General features: G+C 37.8%; 20 protein-coding genes. 5 read left to right on the top strand and 15 right to left on the bottom strand.

Annotated features, from left to right (window positions below):
* Positions 1 to 16: 16 nt before the first annotated feature.
* The 9 genes from blp2 to HL290_RS01105 form a co-directional block, all read right to left on the bottom strand.
* Positions 17 to 2,215, bottom strand: coding sequence for an Ig-like repeat protein Blp2 (gene blp2 / locus HL290_RS01145; RefSeq protein WP_198495356.1), 2,199 nt, complete (start codon positions 2,213 to 2,215; stop codon positions 17 to 19).
* Positions 2,216 to 2,461: 246 nt separating this feature from the next.
* On the bottom strand, positions 2,462 to 3,079 hold the full coding sequence (locus HL290_RS01140) for a cytochrome b/b6 domain-containing protein (protein ID WP_198495355.1): 618 nt from the start codon (positions 3,077 to 3,079) through the stop codon (positions 2,462 to 2,464).
* A gap of 140 nt (positions 3,080 to 3,219) precedes the next feature.
* Positions 3,220 to 4,182, bottom strand: a complete 963-nt coding sequence (sohB, locus tag HL290_RS01135) for a protease SohB (protein ID WP_045429778.1) — start codon at positions 4,180 to 4,182, stop codon at positions 3,220 to 3,222.
* Positions 4,183 to 4,330: 148 nt separating this feature from the next.
* Positions 4,331 to 5,233 carry a phosphate ABC transporter ATP-binding protein PstB gene (gene pstB, locus HL290_RS01130; RefSeq protein ID WP_003650451.1) on the bottom strand — a complete coding sequence of 301 codons (903 nt, stop codon included), beginning with the start codon at positions 5,231 to 5,233 and terminating at the stop codon, positions 4,331 to 4,333.
* 13 nt (positions 5,234 to 5,246) lie between these two features.
* The gene (gene pstA, locus HL290_RS01125; protein WP_045429775.1) at positions 5,247 to 6,644 is read right to left on the bottom strand and encodes a phosphate ABC transporter permease PstA; all 1,398 of its coding nucleotides are present in this window, start codon (positions 6,642 to 6,644) and stop codon (positions 5,247 to 5,249) included.
* Positions 6,641 to 8,020: a phosphate ABC transporter permease subunit PstC gene (pstC, locus tag HL290_RS01120; protein ID WP_003650448.1), complete on the bottom strand. Its 1,380-nt coding sequence runs from the start codon at positions 8,018 to 8,020 to the stop codon at positions 6,641 to 6,643. The genes pstA and pstC overlap by 4 nt, the downstream gene beginning before the upstream one ends.
* 100 nt (positions 8,021 to 8,120) lie before the next feature.
* A complete protein-coding gene (locus HL290_RS01115; protein ID WP_045125810.1) occupies positions 8,121 to 9,152 on the bottom strand; it encodes a substrate-binding domain-containing protein in 1,032 nt (343 codons plus the stop codon).
* Between the two features lie 476 nt (positions 9,153 to 9,628).
* Entirely contained in the window at positions 9,629 to 11,008 is a 1,380-nt protein-coding gene (locus HL290_RS01110) for an amino acid permease (protein ID WP_004643586.1), read from the bottom strand.
* 141 nt (positions 11,009 to 11,149) lie between these two features.
* Positions 11,150 to 12,871 (bottom strand): alpha-keto acid decarboxylase family protein, encoded by a 1,722-nt coding sequence (locus HL290_RS01105; RefSeq protein WP_005045955.1) that lies wholly within the window; start codon positions 12,869 to 12,871, stop codon positions 11,150 to 11,152.
* Positions 12,872 to 13,005: 134 nt separating this feature from the next.
* On the opposite strand from HL290_RS01105, the gene HL290_RS01100 reads away from it, so the two are divergent.
* Positions 13,006 to 13,491, top strand: a complete 486-nt coding sequence (locus HL290_RS01100; protein ID WP_017387914.1) for an Lrp/AsnC family transcriptional regulator — start codon at positions 13,006 to 13,008, stop codon at positions 13,489 to 13,491.
* A 69-nt stretch (positions 13,492 to 13,560) separates the two neighbouring features.
* On the opposite strand, the gene HL290_RS01095 is transcribed toward HL290_RS01100, so the two are convergent.
* The 3 genes from HL290_RS01095 to HL290_RS01085 all read right to left on the bottom strand — a co-directional run bounded on the left by HL290_RS01095 (position 13,561) and on the right by HL290_RS01085 (position 18,187).
* Complete coding sequence (locus HL290_RS01095; RefSeq protein WP_198495354.1) at positions 13,561 to 14,991, bottom strand: aldehyde dehydrogenase family protein; 1,431 nt, start codon at positions 14,989 to 14,991, stop codon at positions 13,561 to 13,563.
* Positions 14,992 to 15,278: 287 nt separating this feature from the next.
* Complete coding sequence (locus tag HL290_RS01090; protein ID WP_198495353.1) at positions 15,279 to 16,811, bottom strand: pyridoxal phosphate-dependent decarboxylase family protein; 1,533 nt, start codon at positions 16,809 to 16,811, stop codon at positions 15,279 to 15,281.
* Positions 16,812 to 16,813: 2 nt separating this feature from the next.
* Positions 16,814 to 18,187 (bottom strand): diaminobutyrate--2-oxoglutarate transaminase, encoded by a 1,374-nt coding sequence (locus HL290_RS01085; RefSeq protein WP_017391890.1) that lies wholly within the window; start codon positions 18,185 to 18,187, stop codon positions 16,814 to 16,816.
* A gap of 466 nt (positions 18,188 to 18,653) precedes the next feature.
* Here HL290_RS01085 and HL290_RS01080 point away from each other — a divergent pair, with 466 nt between their 5' ends.
* Positions 18,654 to 19,355, top strand: a complete 702-nt coding sequence (locus HL290_RS01080) for an SIMPL domain-containing protein (RefSeq protein ID WP_151744655.1) — start codon at positions 18,654 to 18,656, stop codon at positions 19,353 to 19,355.
* Between the two features lie 60 nt (positions 19,356 to 19,415).
* Here HL290_RS01080 and HL290_RS01075 read toward each other — a convergent pair whose 3' ends face one another.
* Positions 19,416 to 20,039, bottom strand: coding sequence for a TetR/AcrR family transcriptional regulator (locus HL290_RS01075; RefSeq protein WP_198495352.1), 624 nt, complete (start codon positions 20,037 to 20,039; stop codon positions 19,416 to 19,418).
* A gap of 118 nt (positions 20,040 to 20,157) precedes the next feature.
* On the opposite strand from HL290_RS01075, the gene HL290_RS01070 reads away from it, so the two are divergent.
* Positions 20,158 to 20,622 carry a hotdog fold domain-containing protein gene (locus tag HL290_RS01070; RefSeq protein ID WP_198495351.1) on the top strand — a complete coding sequence of 155 codons (465 nt, stop codon included), beginning with the start codon at positions 20,158 to 20,160 and terminating at the stop codon, positions 20,620 to 20,622.
* Between the two features lie 35 nt (positions 20,623 to 20,657).
* On the opposite strand, the gene HL290_RS01065 is transcribed toward HL290_RS01070, so the two are convergent.
* Together HL290_RS01065 and HL290_RS01060 are read right to left on the bottom strand one after the other, a co-directional pair.
* Complete coding sequence (locus HL290_RS01065) at positions 20,658 to 21,752, bottom strand: fatty acid desaturase family protein (RefSeq protein WP_005307332.1); 1,095 nt, start codon at positions 21,750 to 21,752, stop codon at positions 20,658 to 20,660.
* A 12-nt stretch (positions 21,753 to 21,764) separates the two neighbouring features.
* Complete coding sequence (locus HL290_RS01060; protein WP_198495350.1) at positions 21,765 to 22,832, bottom strand: ferredoxin reductase; 1,068 nt, start codon at positions 22,830 to 22,832, stop codon at positions 21,765 to 21,767.
* Between the two features lie 141 nt (positions 22,833 to 22,973).
* Between HL290_RS01060 and fabR the strand changes: the two genes are divergently transcribed.
* On the top strand, positions 22,974 to 23,669 hold the full coding sequence (gene fabR, locus HL290_RS01055; protein ID WP_003650423.1) for an HTH-type transcriptional repressor FabR: 696 nt from the start codon (positions 22,974 to 22,976) through the stop codon (positions 23,667 to 23,669).
* Between the two features lie 166 nt (positions 23,670 to 23,835).
* Complete coding sequence (locus tag HL290_RS01050) at positions 23,836 to 24,852, top strand: AI-2E family transporter (protein WP_045125815.1); 1,017 nt, start codon at positions 23,836 to 23,838, stop codon at positions 24,850 to 24,852.
* The last annotated feature ends 3 nt before the right edge of the window (positions 24,853 to 24,855 follow it).

The raw sequence follows: 24,855 nt of genomic DNA, 5'->3' as shown, positions 1-24,855 counted from the left end.
TTTTTTTTAAGAATATTTAGACTACTGGATAAGTTTGATCTAAAAGATTTTGTAAAACTGAAGAAGCTGTATTTGGTAAAAGTTGATCAAGACTGGTTGTAACATCACTAGCTGTGTTATTTACATCACTCTGCTCATTCACTACTGGTTTAGACTCTGTTGCAGATAAAAGTTTTGCGATCGGGTCTGATTCATTAGTTGAAGAACTTTTTAACAACTCATCTAATTGCACAGATTTTTGCTGCTGACTATCTGTTTCATTCGTTGTGCTTTGTACTAACTTTAATGTATTTAACCCAACACTATCAGCAACAGATGCAGTTTCTATATGAGCAGTATCAACTGCTGTATCACTTACATTCGCCGTTTTTGGCGCGACGACATAAAAGGTAAATGGCGAACTCACTTCACTCGTAAGACCTGCAACATCTGTTTGAATTAAAGTAATTGTATGTTTTCCGAGGGCTAAATCTTTATCAAGCATAAATGACCAATATTTATTTGCATCTACTTGACCAACTTTCATAATCGCAATTGCTACACCGTTATCATAAATAGTTAAGGTTGCGTTGGGTTCAACTTGGACAGTAAATTTTGGTTTAGCATCATCGGTTTCAGAACCAGCTGTAATTGCTCCTTTTAAAGCCCCTACATCATCATCTAAACTTTTTAAAACAGGCTTAGCTGGTGGAATCGTATCTTTATCACTACCAACAATTTCCAGCGCAGCAGATTTATTTCCTGAACTGTCTGTTGCTACTACAGAACCTTTCAAGCTATCGGTTAAAGCAGGAGAAATCGCGATTGTAAATTTTCCATTCGCATCTGCTGTTCCAGTACCAATAACCTTATCTGCTGAGTTTTTGATTTCTATTTTTGCATTAGCTTCAGCTGTACCCGTAACAGAAGTTCCTTCTGCATTCACTTGAGCTGTAGGTTTATCTGGGGCTACGGTGTCATAGCCAGAGGTAACCTCTAAAGGCTTAGATTTATTACCCGCTGCATCTTCAACACTTATTGTCGCCTTTTGTGACTCTTTTAAGGCAGAAGAAAGTGTAATTTGAAATTCACCTTGCGCATTTGCTGTACCAGTTCCAATTACCTTACCATCAGCATCTTTTATCTGAACTTTTGCATTAGCCTCTGTTTTTCCTTCAACCACTGTTCCTTCTTTGTTTACTTCAACTAAAGGAGCCTCTGGAGGAATAGTATCTTTACCTGCAAAAATAAGAGTGGCTTCAGATTTATTCTCAGCAGCATCCTGAGCAATCACTTTACCACCAGCTTCACTAGTTAAAGGTGGAGTTAGCTTTAAAGAAAAGATTCCATCTGAATTTGCTTTTACAGTTCCTAATAATTTTCCGCTAGCATCATAAACATTTACAGTAGCATTCGCTTCAGTTTTACCATCTAAGATCGAACCATCTTCATTTAATTGAGCCTGAGGAGCATCTGGCGCAATTGTGTCTTTAGTACCAGTTACAAGACCTGGTTTAGAAATATTACCCGCAGCATCCTCAGCTAAAATATTTAATTTATTTCCATTTGCTAAAGGCTTATCGAGTTTAATTATAAAATTACCACTTGCATCTGCAACACCAGTTGCGACCGTATTACCAGCAGCATCTTTAATATAAATTTTTGCATTTGCTTCTGCTTTACCAGTAACCGTAACGGTATCATCGGCAACAGTAGCAGTCGGTGCAGCAGGTGCCAAGATATCTACAGGTCCTGAAGAATCATCTTTGTCATCTTTATCAAAAGCCCAAAGGTATAAACCTTCAGCAGCTAAAACTGCTAAGCCTGCTTTAAGAACATTACCCATCGAAAAAGTTGGAGAATCATCAACCGCCATTGTTGAGGCTGGCTGGCTAGTACTAGTATAGGCTAAATCTGTGACATGGTTTAGACCGGTATAATCTATAACCTTACCTTGTGCATCAAATTGTGCTTCAACAAATTTTCCATGTTCAGTTGGAAAAACAAGTGAATGGTCTGTTGTATTCGTTGCTTCATTAAAGAAATTTTCTAAGACAATGGTCTCTCCATTTTTTAAATGGATGATAAGACTCCCACCTTGCTTTTCCATCGATGCTATATCTTTTTGACTTACACCAATTTGAATAATAGTAGGTTTGCTTAAAACTACCTTATTGAACTGACCATCTTGCAGAACGTCCAAACCCTCTTTGGATGCCACAATTATTCTTGTCATTATTTCCTACCCTGAGTTTCAGTTATATTTTTTAAATGTTTAACTTTTTAAATGATTCATCTAAAAGCTATTTTATTGCTGTTTAAAATATCAAAACCATGTGTTTATCACAATTCAAAAAGTATATTTATCAATAATTATTTTTGACTTTTAATTAAAATATCTATTTCTCATAAAATTCATATAAACCTTAAATACTACCTGTTCTCGTATTTACTAAATTTCATATATATTAAGACCGTTATCTTACATTCTTAAGTAAAAAAAGCTAAAAGTGCCTATCAGAATCAAAATACACAAAGCGGCAAATTTAGTTATTTTCGCATCAGACAGGGTCATTTTTAGCATACTCCAGCCCTGAAAACGTTTTGCAAAAATGCTATTTAGAATAAGAGTTGAAACATGCAACAAGACCAGAGCTAAAAATAAGTTTGCAAAAAATTCGTGTAGGTCTTTCAAAGAAAAATTAACATGCTCAGTTGCATACCCTAGTCCTACCACAATGGGAATCACAAGAAAAATAAGTACAATTGAAACTTGAAAAAGTGCAACACTGATTGAATGAATTGAATTTTTAGAAAAAATACTCTTTAAATTTGCATGACTCAAAGATTTTTTGATTGCATTCGTTGCCACATTACTCCGCTTTTTAATACCAAACGGTGTGGTACTTGAAATACGTGGACTCACAAAATGCCAGATCACTCGTGCGGTAATACTAATCAGAAGTATGTAACCAAACATCATGTGGACTTGGTGTAGATCTTCATTATCTCCTGTAAAATAAGCACCAATAAAGCCAAGCATAATAATTATATGTAAAATGCGTATTAGAATATCAATGTGTGACCATGTTTTTGACATCACAAAAGCTCAAAAGTGAAAAGTTAACTATAACTTTTACAATTGAAACTTAAACAAATATTAATCAAATTTCTTTCATCACTCACATAAAAAAAAGAGCACCCATGCAGGTACTCTCTATTTCAAAAAATTTAGCTTAATTAAAATCTACTATCGCGTAGTTGAACTAAAGTTGAATTAGCTTTCGCCAAGCTATCTACCACTTTATTCATTACAGCTGGAATCAAACTATCTGCCATTTGTGCCGCTTGCAAACCCAACTTTTCACCTAAGGTCGCTTTTCTACGAGTGTTAATCACATAGACATCATGCTGTGCTAATAAAGCTAATAGATATTCATCAGATGTTTGTAATTTATCAACAAGGTTAAGATTAAGCGCATCTTCACCATACCAATGTTCACCTGTAGCGACTTTATCAACATTAAGCTGTGGTCGATACTTTTCTACAAAGTGCTTAAATAACACATGAGTCTGTTGAAGCTCTTCTTCAAACTTTGCTTTACCTTCTGGGGTGTTTTCGCCAAACATAGTCACAGTACGCTTATATTGCCCTGCTGTGTAAAGCTCAAAATCAACATTATGTTGTTTTAAAAGGCGATTAAAGTTTGGAACTTGAGCAACAACACCAATTGAACCCACAATAGCAAATGGTGCAGTAATAATTTCATTTGCGATACATGCCATCATATAGCCGCCACTCGCTGCCACTTTGTCTACACAGATGGTCAGATGGAACCCTGCATCGCGTAAGCGCACCAATTGAGCTGCTGCTAGACCATAACCATGTACCATGCCTCCTGGACTTTCAAGGCGAACTACAACGCGGTCACGCCCTGCTTTAGCAGTTGCTAAAATGAGAGTAATTTCTTCTCGTATGTTTTCAACTGCTGAAGCTTGAATATCACCTTTAAAATCCAATACAAAGATTTTCTGATTATTTTTACGGCGGATTTTAGCTTCTTTAGCAAGTTGTTGAGCCAATTGTAAAAGTTCTAAACGGCTTGCAGTAGTTTGTGCAATTTTTTTTCTCTGTTCATTTACACGTGCATTTAAATGACTAACACGTATTTCTGCAGGGAGTTTAGGCAAATGGAATAACATAAAATTCTAAGCTCATAAGTTATCTTTTATAGCCTTAAGATGTGGTCCTTTTGATTAAAATTCAATAGCGATTTTGCAAAATAGAGTCATTTTCATTTATAAAATAAAAAAAAGAGCACATGGCTCTTTTTCTTATATCAATTATTAATTAACCGAAGCGTCCAGTAATATAGGCTTCCGTCAACTGATGGTCAGGTTGAGTAAAGACTTTTTCAGTTGAGTTGACTTCAATCAAATCACCTAAATGGAAATAGGCAGTACGATCTGAAACACGTGCTGCTTGTTGCATAGAGTGAGTCACAATTACAATTGTATATTGATTCGACAATTCAGAAATTAATTCTTCAATTTTTGCTGTGGCAATTGGGTCAAGCGCAGAACATGGCTCATCCATTAAAATGACTTCTGGACTTACTGCAATCGTACGTGCAATACATAAACGTTGCTGCTGACCACCTGACAAACCAGTACCCGGTTGATTCAAACGATCTTTTACTTCGTCCCATAAACCCGCTTTACGCAAGCTATTTTCAACAATTTCTTCAAGATCATATTTATCACGTGCTAGACCATGAAGTTTAGGACCATAAGCCACGTTATCAAAAATAGTTTTAGGGAACGGGTTTGGCTTCTGGAACACCATACCAACCTGAGCACGCAATAATACGACATCAAGGTTTGGGTCATAAATATTGTGGTTATCAAGTGTAATCTTACCGGTTACACGACAACCATCAATGGTGTCATTCATGCGGTTTATCGTACGAAGAAAGGTAGATTTACCACAACCTGACGGTCCAATAAAGGCAATAACTTCGTTTTGGTAAATATCGAGGTCAATACCCTTAATCGCTTCAAAATCACCATAATAAACATGGGCATCTTGTGCACTAATTTTGATTTCGGTTGAGTTCTGCTTTTTTGAAGTATGTGGTTCAAAATGCGAAACATACGAAGTGCCATGATTTTGCGATTTATCTGTAAATTGAGATTGTTCAGTGTTCACTAACTTATCCTTTTCTAAGGAATTCGTAATATCAATAGTATTCATGATTTATCCTCTATTACCAACGCACTTCGAACTTTTTACGTAACCAAATTGCAAGACTGTTTAAACCAATCATTAATGCAAGGAGTACGATAATCGCAGCGGCAGTACGGCCTTCGAAGAAGTTACGCAACTCATTACCTTGCCATAAGTAAACTTGGACAGGTAACGCTGTTGCTTGATCAAATGGGGTTGTTGGAATACTTGCAACGAATGCACTCATTCCGATTAAAAGTAAAGGTGCTGTTTCACCAAGTGCGTGAGCAACGCCAATAATTGCGCCGGTCATAATGCCTGGCAAAGCTAATGGTAAAACGTGGTGGAAAATGGTCTGAAATTTAGAAGCTCCCAAACCAAGTGCAGCTTGTCGAATAGAAGGTGGTACTGCTTTTAATGAAGCACGAGTAGTAATAATGACTGTTGGTAATGTCATTAAACTTAGAACTAAACCACCCACTAACGGAGCAGATAAAGGCAAATGCATCCAGCCAATAAAAATTGCTGCACCGAGTAAACCAAACACAATTGAAGGAACAGCAGCAAGGTTATTGATGTTGACTTCAATAATGTCTGTAATAAAATTCTTTGGAGCAAATTCTTCAAGATAGATTGCGCTGGCAACACCAATTGGAATTGCAATAATGATCACAATCAGCATCATGAATAATGAACCCATGAATGCACCTGCAAGACCACTAATTGCTGGTGAACTACGCGAGTCTGGATTCTTAAACAAGTTCAAATTGAACGTATTTTCAAGAACACCTTTTGCTTTTAGCTCATCTGCAAGTTTACGCACTTCCGGATCAAGCTGCTGCTGATCATCTGGTAATGAACGGTCAATATTACCTTTTAACCAGACATCGACATTGGCATCGCCCAAGAAATTAAGATTTTCTTTTTTACCAATGAGTGATGGGTCCGCAAAAACCATATCACGTAAACGATAAGCCTCTGAACTTGCATAAAGACTACTTAAGTAATCACGCTGGCTAGCAAGCGCAGGGTCTTTGGCAATCATGCCATTTACAATAATGCCATCCCAATCGACCATACCCATTTTGGTTTGCCAGTCGATATAACGCTCTTGATAATGTGCAGGTGTTTCCCCCTGCCCACGAACAGGTACCGGACCTGCATCAATCACTTTCGGATCAAAGTAAATTGGAACAGTCATACTCGTTTGCCAAAAAGCAGGTAAACCTTTTGCCAAAATACTGCTAAACAATAGTGCAACGAATGCAAGTCCAATTACGACTGCCGAGAACCCAGCATAACGAAAAGCTTTTTCTTTACGATGACGTTTAGCCAAAGATTTTTCGATGACTTGTTTACGTCGTTCACTTAATTCAGCAGCAACTTTTGGATCAAATACGTTCTGATCCATAGGAGACGATGTATTTGATGTACTCATTCGTATTGCTCACGGTATTTACGCACAATGTACAGTGCAACAATGTTTAAACATAAGGTAATCACAAAGAGTGTTAGACCTAACGCGAATGCAACCAAAGCTTGTGGGCTGGCAAAGTCAGTATCACCAGTTAACTGTTTTACGATCGTAACGGTCACTGTCGAAACAGCTTCAAATGGATTTGCATGTAAAAGTGGACTGTTCCCTGCAGCCAAAACCACGATCATGGTTTCCCCTACGGCACGAGAGACAGCTAATAAAAAGGCGCCCGTAATACCTGGTAACGCAGCGGGTAAAACGACTTGACGAATTGTTTCAGACTTAGTTGCTCCAAGCCCTAAAGAACCGTCACGTAATGCACGAGGTACTTGGGTAATAATGTCGTCTGATAAAGAAGAAACAAACGGAATAATCATAATCCCCATCACGAAACCAGCAGTTAAAGCACTGGTCGCGTTAATTTCAAGACCCACATAAGCACCAGCTGTCTTGAAAAATGGTCCAATAACCATCATGGCAAAAACACCATAAACAATTGTTGGAATACCCGCTAAAACTTCAATTGTTGGTTTTGCCCATGAGCGTAACCATGGCGAAGCATATTCAGCTAAATAAATAGCAATCATGAGTCCTACAGGTACAGCAACCAATAAGGCGATGCCGCTGACCATGAGTGTGCCCCAAAGTAATGGCAGTAAACCATAACTACCTTCAACATTACCTGAAGTACTAAAGCCTGGGTTCCACTCTGTCCCAAAGAAGAAATCAAGTGGGCTTACAAAACGGAAGAAGTGCATTGCTTCGCCAAACATCGACATCACAATACCGATGGTTGTTAAAATCGCAACGCCAGAACATAAAATCAAAGCAACATTAATGGCGCGTTCAACTTGGTTACGCGCACGATATTGTTGATTAATTTTTTTCTTTGCCCAAACTAATCCCAATAAAGCTGCACAAACGACAACAGCAAATTTGGCAAAAGAGCCAATGGTTTGAAATTTTGCAAACTGTTGAGCAGCCGCTAATTCATAGGCTGCCGGTTTATCACTTACCCCAAAACCTGAAGCAATGGCTTGAACACGGTCAACTAATACACTTCTGCCAGCCTCATCAAGTGAAGCACTTATAGACGCAGGAATATTATTAAAAATAATATGGTTTAAAATACTTGGTTCAACCAAGCTCCAAATGATCAGAATTAAAAAAGCAGGGATACCGCACCAAAGTCCAACCAGTGCACCATAATAACCAGGACGAGAATGTAACGTCGCCGAGTTGCTTCCCTTACCTGCTAGGCTACGGCTCTTTCTTAGCCCAAGTTGATATGCGATTGCCACAAGGGCTAACAACACACCGATAAGTAGCAGATTCATGTACTCTCCACTGTTTTCTCAATTGTCATAATTTGGAAAAAACAAGTTAGACAAAAAGGCTGATGAACTCTCAAGATCACCAGCCCTCATTCAAACTAACTTATTTAACAGTTTTACCTGCTTTAAAGTCAGCCAAAACTTTTGCACGTTCAGCATCAGACATTGCGATTAAGCCATCACGCTCAGCTTTAGAACCTTTACCTGTTGCTTTTTTGCTTACGAAATATTCTACATATTGTGGTAAGCCTTTAACTGATTTTAAATGTTCGCCTTTTACGTAGAAGAACAATGGACGAGATACAGGGTATGTACCGTTCAATACAGTTTTCTCAGATGGAAGAACATTGTTTACTGTCGCTACACGTAACTTGTCACGGTTCATATCATAGAAACTTAAACCAAACACACCTACTGCACTTGGAGAAGTCTTTAAGCGAGCTAATGTTTCTGTGTAGTCACCAGCAATTTCAATTACACGACCATCTTTACGGAAAGTAGAACATGCTTTCTTCTGAGCATCTTTATCTAGATTCTTGAAGTATTCATAAGATTCACAGCCAGCTTCAACCATTTTCTCTTGGAAAACTTCACGAGTACCGTGGTTAGATGCAGGAATTACAAGTGTAATTGGTTCATTTGGAAGAGATTTATCAATCTGGTTCCAGTTTGTATATGGGTTTGGAACCAATTTACCTTTTGAAGGTAACTGTGCAGCTAAAGCAGCAAACACATGGTAAGGTTTTAATTTATAAGCTGCTTTGTTTGAGTTAGACGCGAATACAATACCGTCGTAACCAATTTTGATTTCTTGAATTTGTTTTACACCAGCTTTGTTACAAGCTTCGATTTCAGTGCTTTTAATTTTACGAGAAGCATTTGCAACGTCGATTGTGTTATCGCCAACGCCTTGACAGAATTGTTTTAAACCAGCAGAAGAACCGCCAGAACCAACTACAGGAGTTTTAAATTGAGGGAAAGTATTACCAAACTCTTCAGCTACAACGCTGGCAAATGGTAATACAGTTGAAGAACCAGCAATTTGAATCGTATCACGAGCTGCATTTGCAGTCGTTGTTACAGCTGCCCCAGTTACTGCTAACGCAATTGCGATTTGACGTGGATTTAAGCGCATTCTGTTCTCTCTCATTAATGCAATAGGTTGTACGTCACTTTTTGTTGAGTGCTTGTACGCTCTTCGATAGCTGCATTGTGAATAGAAAATATGACAATTAAGTTACAGTATGATGACGCTTTAATGATTTCGATATTGTTAATTGTCACATTATTATTTTTTATCTATTATCAAATATTTAATTCAATCCTAGTATGTATTTTACCTTGTATATTAGTCTGTATTATTACACTCGTTAAAAATATAAGATTTTTGTATTTATAAAATATAAAAAATAAAGATGTTATAAATATTTTAAAAAACGATAATTTAGTTATCTTTAGTTTAATGATTAAAATATTTTTTGATTAAGGAAGTTTTTATTAAAATATTTCTAAAAATAATAATTTCTTTGTAACATGAAAATAATATGACAAAAGATAAAGGGTTACCTGTTTTACGTCAGGTAACCGCAATATCATTGTCAATTTAAACGATCAACTCGATTGTACTTCTGGCATCGCAACCATTTTTTTACGATATTTTAAGAAATACGTAAGTGCTAAAACAGCCAACCAAATTGGACCTAAAATAACGGCAAGTCTCATATCTGGCGTCATTGCCATAATAATAAGAATAAAACATACAAAGCTAATGGTTAAATAATTACTCCATGGGCTAAGAATGCTTTGGAATTTGGTTTGACGTTTTTGCAATTTCATTGCTTTAGTGAATTTCAAATGAGTCACTGAAATCATGAGCCAGTTAATGACAAGTGCAGCCACAACAAGCATCATAAAGAGCTGAAAAGCTTGACCTGGAATTAGGTAATTTACGACCACACATATTGCTGTAATCGATGCAGATACCACTGCTGCTGGAACTGGAATACCTCGACTGTTTACTTTTTTCAAGATAGCTGGGGCATTACCCTGCTCTGCTAAACCATGCAACATGCGGCTATTACAGTAAATACAGCTGTTATAAACTGAAATGGCAGCAATTAAGACCACAAAGTTTAAAACGTTCGCAACGCCATTACTATTTAATGACTGGAAAATCATTACAAATGGGCTACCGCCTTCTGCAACCATATTCCAAGGGTAAAGGCATAGTAAAATCCCAATCGCACCGATATAGAAAATTAAAATACGGTAAACAATCTGGTTCACCGCTTTTGGAATAGTCGTTTCAGGTTTTTTAGTTTCAGCCGCAGCAATACCAATTAATTCTAAGCCACCAAATGCAAACATAATGACAGCCAAAGCCATGACAAAACCGTGAATTCCGTGCGGGAAGAAACCACCGTGTTGCCATAAATTTGCAATACCTGCTTGCGGACCAGCAGAACCTGTAAATAAGAGATAGGTACCAAAACCGATCATGCTTAAAATTGCAACAATCTTAATGCAGGAAAATAAGAATTCGGATTCCCCAAAAAAGCGGACATTTACCAAGTTAATGCCATTAATTAAAATAAAGAAAAATAAAGCAGTCAGCCAAGTGGGAATTTCAGGCCACCAAAACTGAATGAAGGTTCCAATTGCACTGAGTTCAGCCATGCTTACCAGTACATACAACACCCAGTAGTTCCAGCCAGACATAAAACCAGCCATTTTGCCCCAGTACTTATTGGCAAAATAACTGAATGAACCGCTTACTGGTTCTTCAACAACCATTTCACCTAAATGACGCATAATCAAGAAAGCGATAATTCCAGCAATTGCATATCCCAATAAAATTGAAGGACCTGCCAGTTTAATCGTTTGAGAAAGACCTAAGAATAACCCTGTTCCGATCGCCCCTCCGAGTGCGATGAGTTGAATATGCCGATTGGATAAGCCTTGTTTTAACTCGTGCTTATTGTTTGCATCCATAACATTATCTCCAATGTTGGTGTCACTTCCTGTACACCTTTATTCAGCACCATATCCGAAGGTCAGAAACCGACCTTCGGACATAAGTTTGCTTTAATATGAGTCCATTTAATTTTTGAGAAGACTTGTCCTGTCTTCTATTTAAAACGAGCTTGCATCCTTACATTTAATAGGCTGGGAACGCTCCTTTAAAATTTCATAACCGCGATCACCGTAGTCAAAACGGGCAATCACAGAAGCAAATTTTTTCAAACTCACCGGCGCATCCATTGCTGGTAGTTTTAATTCAATAAATGTTAATTGATCATTCTGATGAACATTGTCTAAAACACTCTTTAGCTGTCCAGCAGTTTCAACCACATAGGTGGTATGGCCTTTTTTACCGTTAAATACGGCTGGAATTTCAGTATATTTCCAGTTTTGTACATCGTTATAGGCAGCGTTTTCGCCCATGATTAATCGCTCAATGGTGTAACCGCCATTGTTTAGCAAGAAAATAATGGGTTTTAAACCATGACGAATAATTGTAGAGAGCTCTTGTACCGTAAGCTGGAATGAACCATCACCAATAAATAGAATTTGACGTCGTTCGGGAGCAGCCAGCAAACTACCAAGTAAAGCCGGTAAGGTATAACCGATTGAACCCCAAAGTGGCTGAGCAATATATTTAGCTGTAGCAGGAAGTTTTAAACCAGACAAAGCTGAGTTTGAAGTTCCCACCTCTCCAATAATCACATCATCTTCTTTTAAGAAACCTGCAATATAGTTCCAAAGTACATCTTGGCTTAGCTTTTGTTGTGCTGGGGCTTCAAAGGCTTTTTGAGGTTGTTTTTCAAGAACAGGTTTAGTTGCTTTACGCGGTGCAACTTTTTTATTTAACTCAACAAGTAATTGTCCAATCTCAATGCCTGGAAAATCCTGACCAAAAATATTCAGGCCATAAGATTTAATTTCGATATAGTTCTTAGTCGCAATTTGATGAGTAAACACAGCTGAACCTACGTCGGTAAAACGTGCGCCAATACCAATTAGGCAGTCAGATTGTTCAATGATATTTTTAACATGTGGCTGGCTTGCCCCACCCACATAAGTACCGATGTAACGCGGTGAACCCTCATCCATAATATTTTTTGCAGTATTCATACCGGCAAATGGAATTGAGCACTTTTGAGATAAATCATTTAAAAGTGAAGTTACACCAAAAACTGAAGCTTCATTATCAATAAGAAGCGCTGGGCTTTGAGCATTCGCAATAATGTCACAGAGTTTGCTCACCACAGTTTGCAATAATTCAGGTTCAACAGCTGGATAACTTAGGTCGAGCGGACGCTCAGACACTTCAATTTTAACGTGAGTAATATCTCCAGGTAATTGAATGTGTACAGGGCGGCGATCAAGAAAACACTGACGTAATACACGGTCAATTTCAAAGGCTGCATTTGCCGGAGTTAAACGTGTTTGAGCAACTGTGAACTCTTTCATACAGTTCATAATATTGTCGTAGTTACCATCAACCAATGTATGGTGAATCAAAGTACCTTTTTGAACTGCATGTAAAGGCGGAATACCTGAAATATGAATAAGAGGTACATTTTCTGCATATGCACCTGCAATGCCATTAATCGCGCTTAAGTCACCTACACCATATGTGGTTGCCAAGGCAGAAAAACCGTTAATTCGTGCATAACCATCTGCTGCATAGGCAGCATTTAATTCATTACAATTTCCAATAAATTCGAGTTCTGGATCTGCTTCAACTTGTTCTAGATATGAGAGGTTAAAATCACCAGGTACACCAAAGAGATGTTGGATACCCATTTGTTTTAGACGAAGATTTAAAAAGTCACCGATTTCTATGAACATTGCTCTATATCCTTTGAGACCAATTTTTATTCCATAGAAAAATAATATTTCATCTACCTTTTAGATTTCGTGCATAATGAAAACGCATTTTAATAAAAATACATGATTTGTGTATCATAAAAGGATTTTATGCAATGGATAAGTTCGACTGGCAAATCATTCAGGCATTACAAAAGAATGGACGGCTCACCAATCAGGAAGTTGGAGATTTAATCGGTTTATCTGCTTCCCAATGTTCTAGAAGAAGACAGCTACTTGAGCAAAAAGGCATAATTTTAGGTTACACCGCCCGCATTCAGCAACAAGCGCTAGGACTGGAAGTCACAGCGATGATTCATATTAATTTAAGAACACACGAAGCTAAATCGCAGCAGGCTTTTCAAGAGTTAATTGAAGCTGAAGACAACATTCAAGATGCATTTTCAATTAGTGGCGATGCTGATTTTATTTTAAAAGTAGTTGCAGAGAATTTAGAACAGCTTTCTCAATTTGTGACTGAAAGATTGCTTTCTTATAATTTTATTGGCCACATAAAGTCTTACATTGTTCTCAAAAAAATCAAAGAACAGAATCATTTTTTGATCAAACCTAAAAGTCACGGCTACCATCACACGACTTAAGCAAATTAGTTTTTAATAAAATAATTTAGAATAAAAAGGCGGATCTATCATCCGCCTTAAAATTAATATTTAGACTTTACTAATATGTAGTGTTTGACCAATCGTGTTTTCAAGCAAGCCTTCCAAACCAAACTCAGCACCTAAGCCTGACATTTTCCAGCCACCGAAAGGTGCATGAGGCAGAACTTCCGCATGTGTATTGACCCAAACCGTACCGCATTGAAGCTGAGTAGCATAAACCTGAGCAGCTTTAATGTCAGAAGACCAAATGGATCCACCTAAACCAAATTCACTATCATTGGCGCGAGCAATTGCATCGTTGATATCTGTATATTTTAAAATAGGTAACACTGGGCCAAATTGCTCTTCTTGGACCACACGGCAAGATTCAGAAACTTCAGTCAAAATAATTGGCGCAATAAAGTAGCCCTGCTCTGGTAATTGCTGTTGACCTGAAAGTGCTTTTGCACCTTGTTCAATTGCTTCTGCAATAAGAGCTTTCACCTTGTTATATTGCATTTGGTTTTGTACTGGACCAAATGTTGTAGAAGACTCCATACCATCACCCACAACTTGAGCGTTGGCAATGTCAGCTAACTTTTGCGACAAAGCATCGTATTGACTTTCATGCACATATAAACGTTTTAACGCGGCGCACGTTTGACCCGCATTTAAAAATGCAGTATTGAAAATCTTAGCTGCAATTTCATCTATATTTGCATCAGGTAATACAATACCCGCATCATTACCACCCAGCTCTAAAGTTAAATGTTTTAGTTGTTGAGCTGCACCTGTCATGATGTGCTGGCCAGTTCTTGTTGAACCCGTAAACACAACTTTTTGTACATCAGGATGGGAAGATAGTGCTTCGCCAATCTCACCAGCACCCACCACAATTGAAATAACACCAGCCGGAACTTCTTGCTGAATGATTTCACATAAACGCAAAGTTGATAGTGGTGTGTATTCAGAAGGTTTGCTAATGACAACGTTACCGGCGCGTAATGCAGGCATGATATGCCAGACCGCAATCATGAGTGGCCAGTTCCAAGGGGTAATTGAAGCCACTACACCTAATGGTTGACGATGACGTTCAATACGTTTGGCTTCACTGTCTTCGATAATTTCAACAGGTAAATCCATAGCAGCTGCATAACGAGTCCAACCAATTGCGCCCTGCACTTCCATTTGCGCGAGTGCCAATGGCTTACCCTGTTCAAGCACAACCAGCTCTGCGAGCATTTCAGCGTGCTTTTCAATACCGTCAGCTATCTTGTTTAAAATTGATTTACGTTCATCGTGCGACACCATTTGCCATGCTTTAGATGCCTGTTTAGCAGCACTCACTGCTTGATTCACTTGCTCAACCGATGCTTTTGCACAATGTGCAGCCGTTAAGCCAGTAGCAGGGTTAATAATTTCTAGTTCACCTTGCTCACCTGAACAAAGTTGACCGCCAATAATGAGCTTAAATTCATTGAGCATATTTGCTTGTTGCATTTCTTCTTCCTTGTCTTAATTGTAATTACAGCCACTTACTTTATTTTCAGTTAAAGCAGGATTATTTAAAGTAAGTACGATATAGATATATCAATGCGACCAAAATATCGGGAACATACCAATACAATAAGAAATTTGCTCCCCATAAATCATGCATAATTATTTTTGTTTTTTGAAAATATGCATGGTTTGTGCATATATAACTCTTCTGATACACAATTTTAATAAAAATAATATGTAATAAAAAAGCCCGGCAATAAACCGGGCTTTTTTTGTTATCAACTCAATTAGTCGATTGGTGGTACATAGTTACCAGAAGCAATCGCATCTTTAATGCGGTCAGCTTCAGCCAATACTTGACCTAAAAGGTTTTTAACGTTTTCGAATGTTACAACCGGGCTTAATGTTGTCATTTTCAATGACTGTACATTACCAACTTTTGTTACACCGATATTTGCTTCACCACGAGCAAACAATTCATCTGCTACGTTTTGGTTTAAGCTATCGATCAACTCAGCTGGATAGCCTTGTGGTACAACACGGAACAATACCGAAGCAAATTGTGGTTCAACTAAAAGCTGTAAGCCTTCAGTTGCCTTGATGTAATCTGCAACTTCACGAGTAAGTTTTACACCATGATCAATCATTGAACCATATAGGTCTTCACCAAGTGATTCGATTGTCATCCACAATTTCAATGCATCAAAACGACGAGTCGTTTGTAATGACTTAGAAACAAGGTTTGGTACACCATGTTCTTCGTCATAAGCAGAGTTCAAATATTCAGCTTCGTAGTGCATAAAGCGATAGTTCGCTTCGTCTTTTAACAAGAATGCGCCACAGCTAATGCTTTGGAAATAGTGCTTATGGAAGTCGAGGGTAATCGAGTCAGACAACTCAATACCATCAAGCATTGCACGATAGTCTGTTGACAGAATTAGTGCACCGCCCCATGCCGCATCGATATGCATCCATGAACCATATTTATTGGTAATTTCACGGATTTTCTTCAATGGATCAATTGCACCAGCATCAGTTGTACCTGCTGTCGCAACGACACAAGCAACTACTTTGCCTTCTGATTGCAAATGTGCCATTGTTTTTTCAAGCGCATCTACATCCATCTGTGCATTTTCATTCACAGGAACAGTAACAACTGACTGGAAGCCCATGCCCATCATTGCCATGTTCTTTTGCACAGAGAAATGCGCATTTTCAGAACAAATGACTTTGACGTTTTTCATTGCATCAGCTGGAATACCATCGCGCTGTACAGACCACGGATTACCGTTTTCGTCTTTCCAGTTTTTCGAAATGCACCAGTCACGAGCAAGCAATACACCCATTAAGTTAGATTGAGTACCGCCAGAGGTGAAAACACCCGCCTGACCAGAACCATAACCTACTTTTTGGCGTAACCAATCAATGAGCTGAACTTCCATTAATGAACCGGCTGGGCTTTGATCCCATGAGTCCATAGACTGGTTAGTTGCATTGATAAGTACTTCCGCAATCTGGCTCATTACCATCGTTGGACAGTGTAAATGTGCTAATGAATGCGGATGATGTACTTTTAAGCTTTTATTTAAGAAAAGCTCAATCATACGTTGAAGTGATTCTTGTACACCCATACCTTCTTTTGAAGGTTGGAAAGAAATTGCTGAACGCAATTCTTTAATGCTACCGCCTGTGTACATTTTTTCGTTTTGCAACCATGCTGAAACGGCTTTTACCGCTTCGCCCATTGCTGACTCATAGTCAGCAATGGATTGTGCATCATTGCAGAGTAACGCTTTACGATGTTCTGCAAAATCCACCATACTTATGCGCCTCGTACTGCAACCAATGCTTCTGCAATTGCTTTCTTAAAGCGAGCAATTACCTCAACACACTCTTCTTGAGTGATGATAAGCGGGCAAAGTAAACGAATTACTGTACCGTTACGACCACCTTTTTCAAGCAATAGTTTATTGTTGAAACAAGCAGTTTGAATTGCAGCAGCTAATTGTGAATCCGCAGGAAGCGAACCAATACGGTCAGCTTGTTTACGCTCGTCAACAATCTCAACACCGATCATTAAACCGCGACCACGTACGTTACCGATACATGGGAATTCTTGAGCTAATTTTTTAAATTCAGCTTGTAGATAGTCACCACGTTCTTGCGCATTTTGAGCAAGATTTTGTTCAGTAATCGTTTTTAATACGACAAGGCCTGTACCCATAGCAAGTTGGTTACCACGGAAAGTACCCGTGTGACCTGCAGGCTGCCAAGCATCAAATTTACGTTTAATACCTAATACTGCAAGTGGTAAACCACCACCTACTGCTTTAGACATTACAACAACATCAGGTTCAATACCTGCATGTTCAAATGCAAACATTTTGCCTGAACGTGCAAAGCCAGCTTGAACTTCGTCTAAAATCAAAACGATGTTGTGCTTTTCAGTCACTTCACGGATTTTTTGCAACCATTTTACTGGAGCTGTAACTACGCCGCCTTCACCTTGAATCGCTTCAAGAATAACAGCAGCCGGTTTTGTTACACCGCTTTCAACATCTTCAATAAAGTTTTCGAAGTAGTAAGTTAAAGCGTCAACACCAGCTTCACCACCTAAACCAAGTGGGCAGCGGTATTCATGCGGATATGGCATGAATTGTACGCCTGGCATTAAACCGTTAACTGCATTTTTCGCACTTAAATTACCAGTCATAGCGAGTGCACCATGGGTCATACCATGATAACCGCCAGAGAAACTGATCACTGAACTACGGCCAGTGTAAGTCTTAGCAAGTTTAATTGCTGCTTCAGTTGCGTCTGCACCAGCAGGACCACAGAACTGCAAGCAATATTCTTCTTTACCACCAGGTAAATATGCTAACAATGCTTCAGTGAATGCATCTTTTAAAGGTGTGGTTAAGTCTAAAGTATGCAATGGCAAACCACTTGCCAATGTATCTTGAATACTTTGAATCACCGCAGGATGATTATGACCTAAAGCCAATGTACCTGCCCCAGCTAAACAATCAAGGTACTGTGTACCTTCAACATCAGTAACCCAGCATCCTTGTGCTTTCGCTATCGCTAACGGTAATTTACGTGGATAGCTACGAACATTTGATTCCATTTGACTTTGGCGAGTCAAATAATATTCGTTAGTAGCATTAGTGGCAGGGTTAACGGAAGTAACGCTCATATCGGATTACCATCTCTGATAGGGGTAGAAAGAAATAAGTCTGGTGACGATGGGTCCTTTGACTCGGTGCTTTATAGAACTAGTAAAGACACTTATTTTATATCTTGTAACTAGGAGCGCGATGATACCTAATTTTACAAGAAAAAAAACGTCTTTTATGTACTTTACTCATCTAATCTTATTGAAAAAATGTATCATCCCAATAGTTAAGATGAATTATCATCATACTATGTGACAACCTAAAGAAAATATTCTTTTTTTATATTACTTTGATTTTTTAAGTTACATTGAAACACTTTAATTTTAAGTGGTTATTTTTAGAAGAATTTATATTTACCAAAATTTAAAAAACCTGATCTAAATATTACAAATACGCCACAAAATCTGCAAAAGTTATGCACAAGTTATGTTTAACATTTCTTAATGAAAAAAATTAAATTCATATTAATTTTTAAAGGAAAAATTTATGCGTACTTTAGCTGTCTCAACCCTTCTTTTAGGTTCTCTCCTTAGCCCTTTGGTTTTTGCTCAGGATGATAATGCTCTGAACTATAATATTGTGAATGTACAAGCTGAAGCTTCTCGTCAAGTTTCTAATGATGAAATGCATGCAACTTTATATATTGAAAAAAGTAACAAACAACCAGCCGAGCTTTCAAATCAAATTAATCAACTGATGAATCAGGCACTTGCCGTTTCTCGTAAATATCAGCAAGTAAAAGTGGAAACTGGTGCTCAAAGCACTTACCCAATTTACGATAACGATAGTAATAAGCTAAAAGAATGGCGTGGTCGCGCTGAAATTCGTCTTGAAAGTAAAGACTTTAAAGCAGCAAGCCAGTTAATCAATGAATTGCAGCAAAGCTTCCAAACTCAATCCATTAATTTTACGGTTTCAGATGAGCAACGTAAAAAAGTTGAAAATGATTTGATGGTCGAAGCGTCCAAAAACTTTCAACAACGTGCTCAAATGTTGACTCAAGCATGGAATAAAAGCCAATACACGCTCGTTAACTTAAACTTAAACACTAACAACTATTTCCCGCAGCCTGTAATGCGTGCAAGCATGGCTAAGTTTGCTATGGCCGAAGCGGCTCCTGCTCAAGACATGGCGGCTGGTGAATCTAAAATTACTGTAAATGCAAACGGTTCAATTCAATTTAAATAATTTCTTGATCTAAAAAAGCCGCATGAAAGATGCGGCTTTTTTTATTACTGATCAAAATATTCAACTCAAATTTTGCAAAGAATCCCAAGCAGCTTTCGCCAAAATATCTTTATAAATTTTAGGGTTGGAAGAAACACGTTGTGATAACCATGCACGGCAGTAATTTTCTGTAGATCCAATCACTAATGAGAGTAATAGCTCATGAGGTATAGATTTTAAAAACTCAGAATCTGCATAATTTGAAATTTCGCTAAAGATCTTTTGATTTCTTAATTTATTTTTCTGAACAAGACGTTCTTGGTCTTCACCTTGCATCACATTAAAACGAGCAGATATTAAAAATTTAGCAAACTCTGGCTGTTCACTTACCCAATCAATGTAACTATGAATAAAAGCATATAAAACCTCTTGAAGGGATTCTGTGCCCTCCAGATAGTCATCTCTTCTTGCCGCTTGGTCATCTAAAGCTGCAAAGAATAGAGTCGCAACAATCCCTTCTTTATTTTTAAAGTGATGATAAATACCCCCTACACTGCTGTCAGATTTCGAACGAATCATTTCAATGCTTGTGGTTTCAATTCCATTTTCCAAGAAACAAGACAAGGCATCTAATAAAATTTGTCTTTTTAAAGCAGCCCTTCTGCTTGGATATAACCGTTCTAATAGCTCTTGTGCAGATTGCATTGTTTGTTCCCTAACCAGTTATCGGAGATATTCTGAATGACTTGACTCGCTTTTGTAAACAGAATTATATTCTTTAACAGAACAAAATTCTGTTTTTATTAATATGGAGCTTTAAACCATGGCAACTACTTTAGAACTTTGGAACAAAGTCTCTGCTTTTCCTAAGGGAAAATGGACTTTCTCACGCATGCTATGTTTAAAAGCACCTTATTTCGGCAGTATTTCACCGCTCTTTATCGAGTTAAAACCTAATTATTGTGAAATAGCGATTAAGAAAAAGCGTTCTGTTCTCAACCATATTGGAACAGTTCATGCGATTGCGATGTGTAATATGGCTGAGCTTGCAGGTGGCACAATGACAGAAGTTACTGTGCCTTCCACACATCGCTGGATTCCCAAAGGTATGACTGTCGAATATTTAAAAAAGGCAGAAACAGGCTTAATTGCAGTTGCAACGCCTGTAGAAAAAAATTATGACTGGGATAAAGCTGGAGAATATTTAGTGAATGTAGAAGTCTTTGATTCTCAGAAAGAGAAAGTCTTCCAAGCTACGATTACCATGTGGATTTCTAAAAAGAAGTAATAAAAAAAGCCCTGAACAGATCAGGGCTTTTTTATTTATTTTTTAAATGGTAAGGCATATTTCAAGATACGACCAACCACCTGACCAAACTGTTTGGTCAAACTTGCGTTGTTATAGTTCAGACCATATTTTTTACATACAGCTTCAACTTTTGGAGCCATTTGGCGATAACGGCGTGCCGGAACATCAGGATATAAATGATGCTCAATCTGATGGCTCAAATGTCCACTTAAGATATGTAGTGCTTCTGAACCTTTTAAGTTTGAAGAACCACGAATCTGGCGCATATACCAATGGCCACGGCTTTCGTCCTGTAAAACAGACTTTGGAAATACTTCTGCATCTTTAGTAAAGTGACCACAGAAAATAATCGTAAATGTCCAAATATTACGAAGGCCATTCGCAACCAGATTTCCCGTAAATACAGGTAAAGCTGCTGGGCCTGCAATTAATGGGAAAAAAACGTAATCTTTGAAGAGCTGAGTACCAATCTTTTTATTAACAGGTTTTAACTCTTCCAAGAATTTTGCCATGCTTTTACGTTTATAAAGGACACGTCCAATTTCAAGGTTCTGAATGGCTACGCCCCATTGGAACAATAAGCAAAATGGAATGCTATAAACCGGTTGAAGCAAGAAACCTGGTTTCCAACGTTGCTCTGGGAATAAGCGAAGCAAACCATAACCAATATCATCATCTATACCTTTAATGTTGGTATAAGTGTGATGTTTATAATTATGAGTTTGACGCCAGTTATCAGAAGTACCAACGGTATCCCATTCGTAAGTTTGACCATTAAATTTAGGATCGTTCATCCAGTCGTATTGGCCATGCATAACGTTATGACCAAGTTCCATGTTTTCCATAATTTTAGAAAAGCCTAACAGACCTGTTCCTAAAACCCATGCTGGTGGGAACCAACCTGCAAACAAACATGCTCGGCCTAAAAAGCTACTGTAACGAATTGCAGCATAGACACGGCGGATATATTTAGCATCTTTCTCACCTAAATCATCCAATACTTCTTGTTTGATCTGATCGAGCTCTTTTGCAAATGCGTCAAGTTCTGCAGGCGTCAAATCTCGATTTTTAGGATTTTTAAAATATTCGACTTTCACTGGCATATTCATAAGAGTTCTCTCTTAAAGATCAATAACTAGATCGGATTGTGCTGAGTTCACACAAATTTTGAGTAATTGGCTTGGCTCTGTATTTTCACTACCATTGAGTAAGTTACGAGTAAAACCTTGAGCTTTGCTACAAACACACTTATTACAAATTCCCATACGGCAGCCATGTGTTGGCTTAAGGCCTTCATGTTCAAGACTGACCAAAATTGATTGGCCTTTTGGAATTGCAATGACCTTATTAGACTGGGTTAATGTGACATTTACATAACCAACTTCAGCCGTACTATCTTGAGTTAAGCTAAAAGCTTCTGTTAATACAGCGGGCGCTTTTTCAAAAAGTTGTTCCACTGTCGAAACAAAACCTGAAGGCCCACAAGCATATACGGTGCTGTTTTCTAAATCGTCTACTAATGCCAAATGCTCTGCATTTAAACGCTCATCATTTGGTGTTTCTTGTGTATAAAAAATCTGATAACTAAAATTTGGAAATTGCTGTGCAACTTGTTCAAAATATTCAATAAAAGCTGCATCTGAGCGTTGCTTTACCCAATATAAAAGTTGTACTTGAACTTTATCTAACTGCTGACTCTGTTTAATTGCAGTGATTAAGCTCAACATTGGGGTAATACCACTACCCGCAGCCAGCATAATTAATTTTGGTGTTTTGATATTTTGTTGCATGTCACCATAAGGTTGACCAAGCTCAAAAACATCACCAATTTGGCTTTCAGTCATAAACCAGTTACTGACGATACCATCAGCCACTTTTTTAATCGTTAAACGTAAATGTTGTTCGTCAATTTGCGTCAAGCTATACGTACGTTCATAACGACGACCAGCAATTTCAACAATGACAGGATGATGTTGACCAGCAACACCTATTTTCACTAAACGGTTACATTTTAGTGTAAGACTCACCATGTCATGAGCGACAAATTCTTTTTTTACAATTTGAACAAGCCCATGTTTTACAGACCATAAAGGATTAACTTTTTGTAGCCAGAAGTTAGCCGTATCTCTATCAAAGATGGCTTGTGTCAATGAATTGAATAGAGAATTTCTCTTTTCGATTACTTGCATAGCTGGAGGCTCTGTCGCTCTTTTTTAATTATTATACACATGTATATATATTTGTATATACACCTGTACTTTTAATTACAATTTCACAAGTTCACCTTCTTAAGGCTATAATCCTGACAGTTTACAAATATATTGAACAGCATGACCCAATCTTCACTTTCTCAGAACCTGAATGACACGCCTCGACAACAAGATGTCATTGAAATTAAAACAGCTACGCGTTCTGTGGGAAGAAAAGCGACAATTACTAAAGAAGAACTTTTTCAGGCTGCTCTAAATCTGATTGGCCCACAAAAGAGTATTGCTTCATTAAGTTTACGTGAAGTAGCACGCGAAGCTGGCATTGCGCCAAATAGTTTCTATCGCCATTTTAAAGATATTGATGAGTTAGCGATTTCTTTAATTGACCGTGCTGGTATTGTCTTACGTAAAATTATTCGCCACGCTCGCCTACGCGCATCCTTACAAGAAAGTATTATTCGTAGTTCTGTCGATATTTTTCTTCAGCAGCTCGATGCTGATGAGGGTAACTTAAGTTTATTACTACGCGAAGGCTTTACAGGCTCTGCCTCTTATAAAGCCGCAGTTGAACGTCAATTAAACTTCTTTCAACAAGAGCTACAAGAAGATTTAATTCGGTTGGAGCGCTTAAATAACAATCACCTCTACCATCCTGAACTTGTTGCAAAAGCAATTACTCAACTTGTGTTTCACATGGGCGCAAAAGCGATTGACCTTCCTATTGAGCAAAGGTCAGAACTTGCCGAACAGACCATGATCATGATTCGAATGATTTTAGAGGGTGCACGTCATTTGGATGAAGCAAAAATTCGTTAAAATTATCTAAAGAATGGCTTGTTGATGAACAGGCCATTTTTACATCTAACTCCTCTATTTTCCAATAAAAATATAATTCATCGATTGAAGCGAATAGCTTGCGAGAGTATAAATAATTATTCCATTTGCTCTTTCTCCTATATTCCCAACGATCTCAGGGATCAACATGCAAAATTTGAATAATCGTCAAAGTCTGATTGCAAGCTACATTCTTATGGGCATCTTTTTGCTTTCGGTTATCCCATTACACCTATTAGCAAGTTTTTTTGCAGGCTTTCTTATTTATGAAATTATTATTAGCTTAAGCTCCGTTGTAGAACGTTATATTGATGGTCAAAGAGCCCGCATTTTTATTAGTATTTTATTAAGTATTGTCACTATTTCACTTATTGGTTTTTTCATTACGAGTCTGATTAGCTTTGTAGTTCATGATTTAAAAGGTGTTGGCATCCATAATATCAACAGCAAAGTCGATCAAACTCTACTACATTTACAAGCTGAAATTAGCAAATATCTTCCGGGCTATATTCCCGATAGCGTGACAGAACTAAAAGACGAAATCTTTGCGTTTATGAAAGATAACGTGACCATATTAAAAAATACCAGTTCCGATATTTTGCATAACTTCGTGACTATGGTTATGGGCCTCATTATCGGTATTTTGGTGGCTATACATGGTTTTCACCACCGTAGGCCCCAGCCTGTTTTTAAATCTCTTCTGATTCAACGCATTCAAAAATTATCAATTTCATTTAAAAACGTTGTTTTTGCACAAATAAAAATTTCAGCAATTAATACCCTGCTCTTTATTTTATTCGCTTTTATTTTGTTACCGCTTTGGGGAGTCCACCTTCCTTTTGCCAAAACTCTTACTATTTTGACCTTCATGTTTGGACTGATTCCAATTTTAGGTAATCTTATTTCCAACACATTAACGTTCATTGCCGCTCTTACTGTTTCACTCGGACTAGCAGGTGCAGCATTACTTTATCTCGTTCTCGTTCATAAACTTGAATATTTTATTAATGCTAAAATTATTGGGCATAAAATCAATGCAAATGCATGGGAGATTTTATTGGCAATGCTGGTATTTGAGTCAATTTTTGGCTTAGGCGGTTTAATCGCGGCTCCAATTTTTTATGCATATTTAAAATTAGAACTAAAAGATGCTGGTCTCATCTAATTC

It is taken from the genome of Acinetobacter sp. AC1-2 (genome assembly GCF_016124155.1).
GTDB classification, from domain to species: domain Bacteria; phylum Pseudomonadota; class Gammaproteobacteria; order Pseudomonadales; family Moraxellaceae; genus Acinetobacter; species Acinetobacter calcoaceticus.
Note: the sequence above shows the minus strand (reverse complement) of the source record. Positions and strands in the feature narration are given on the sequence as shown.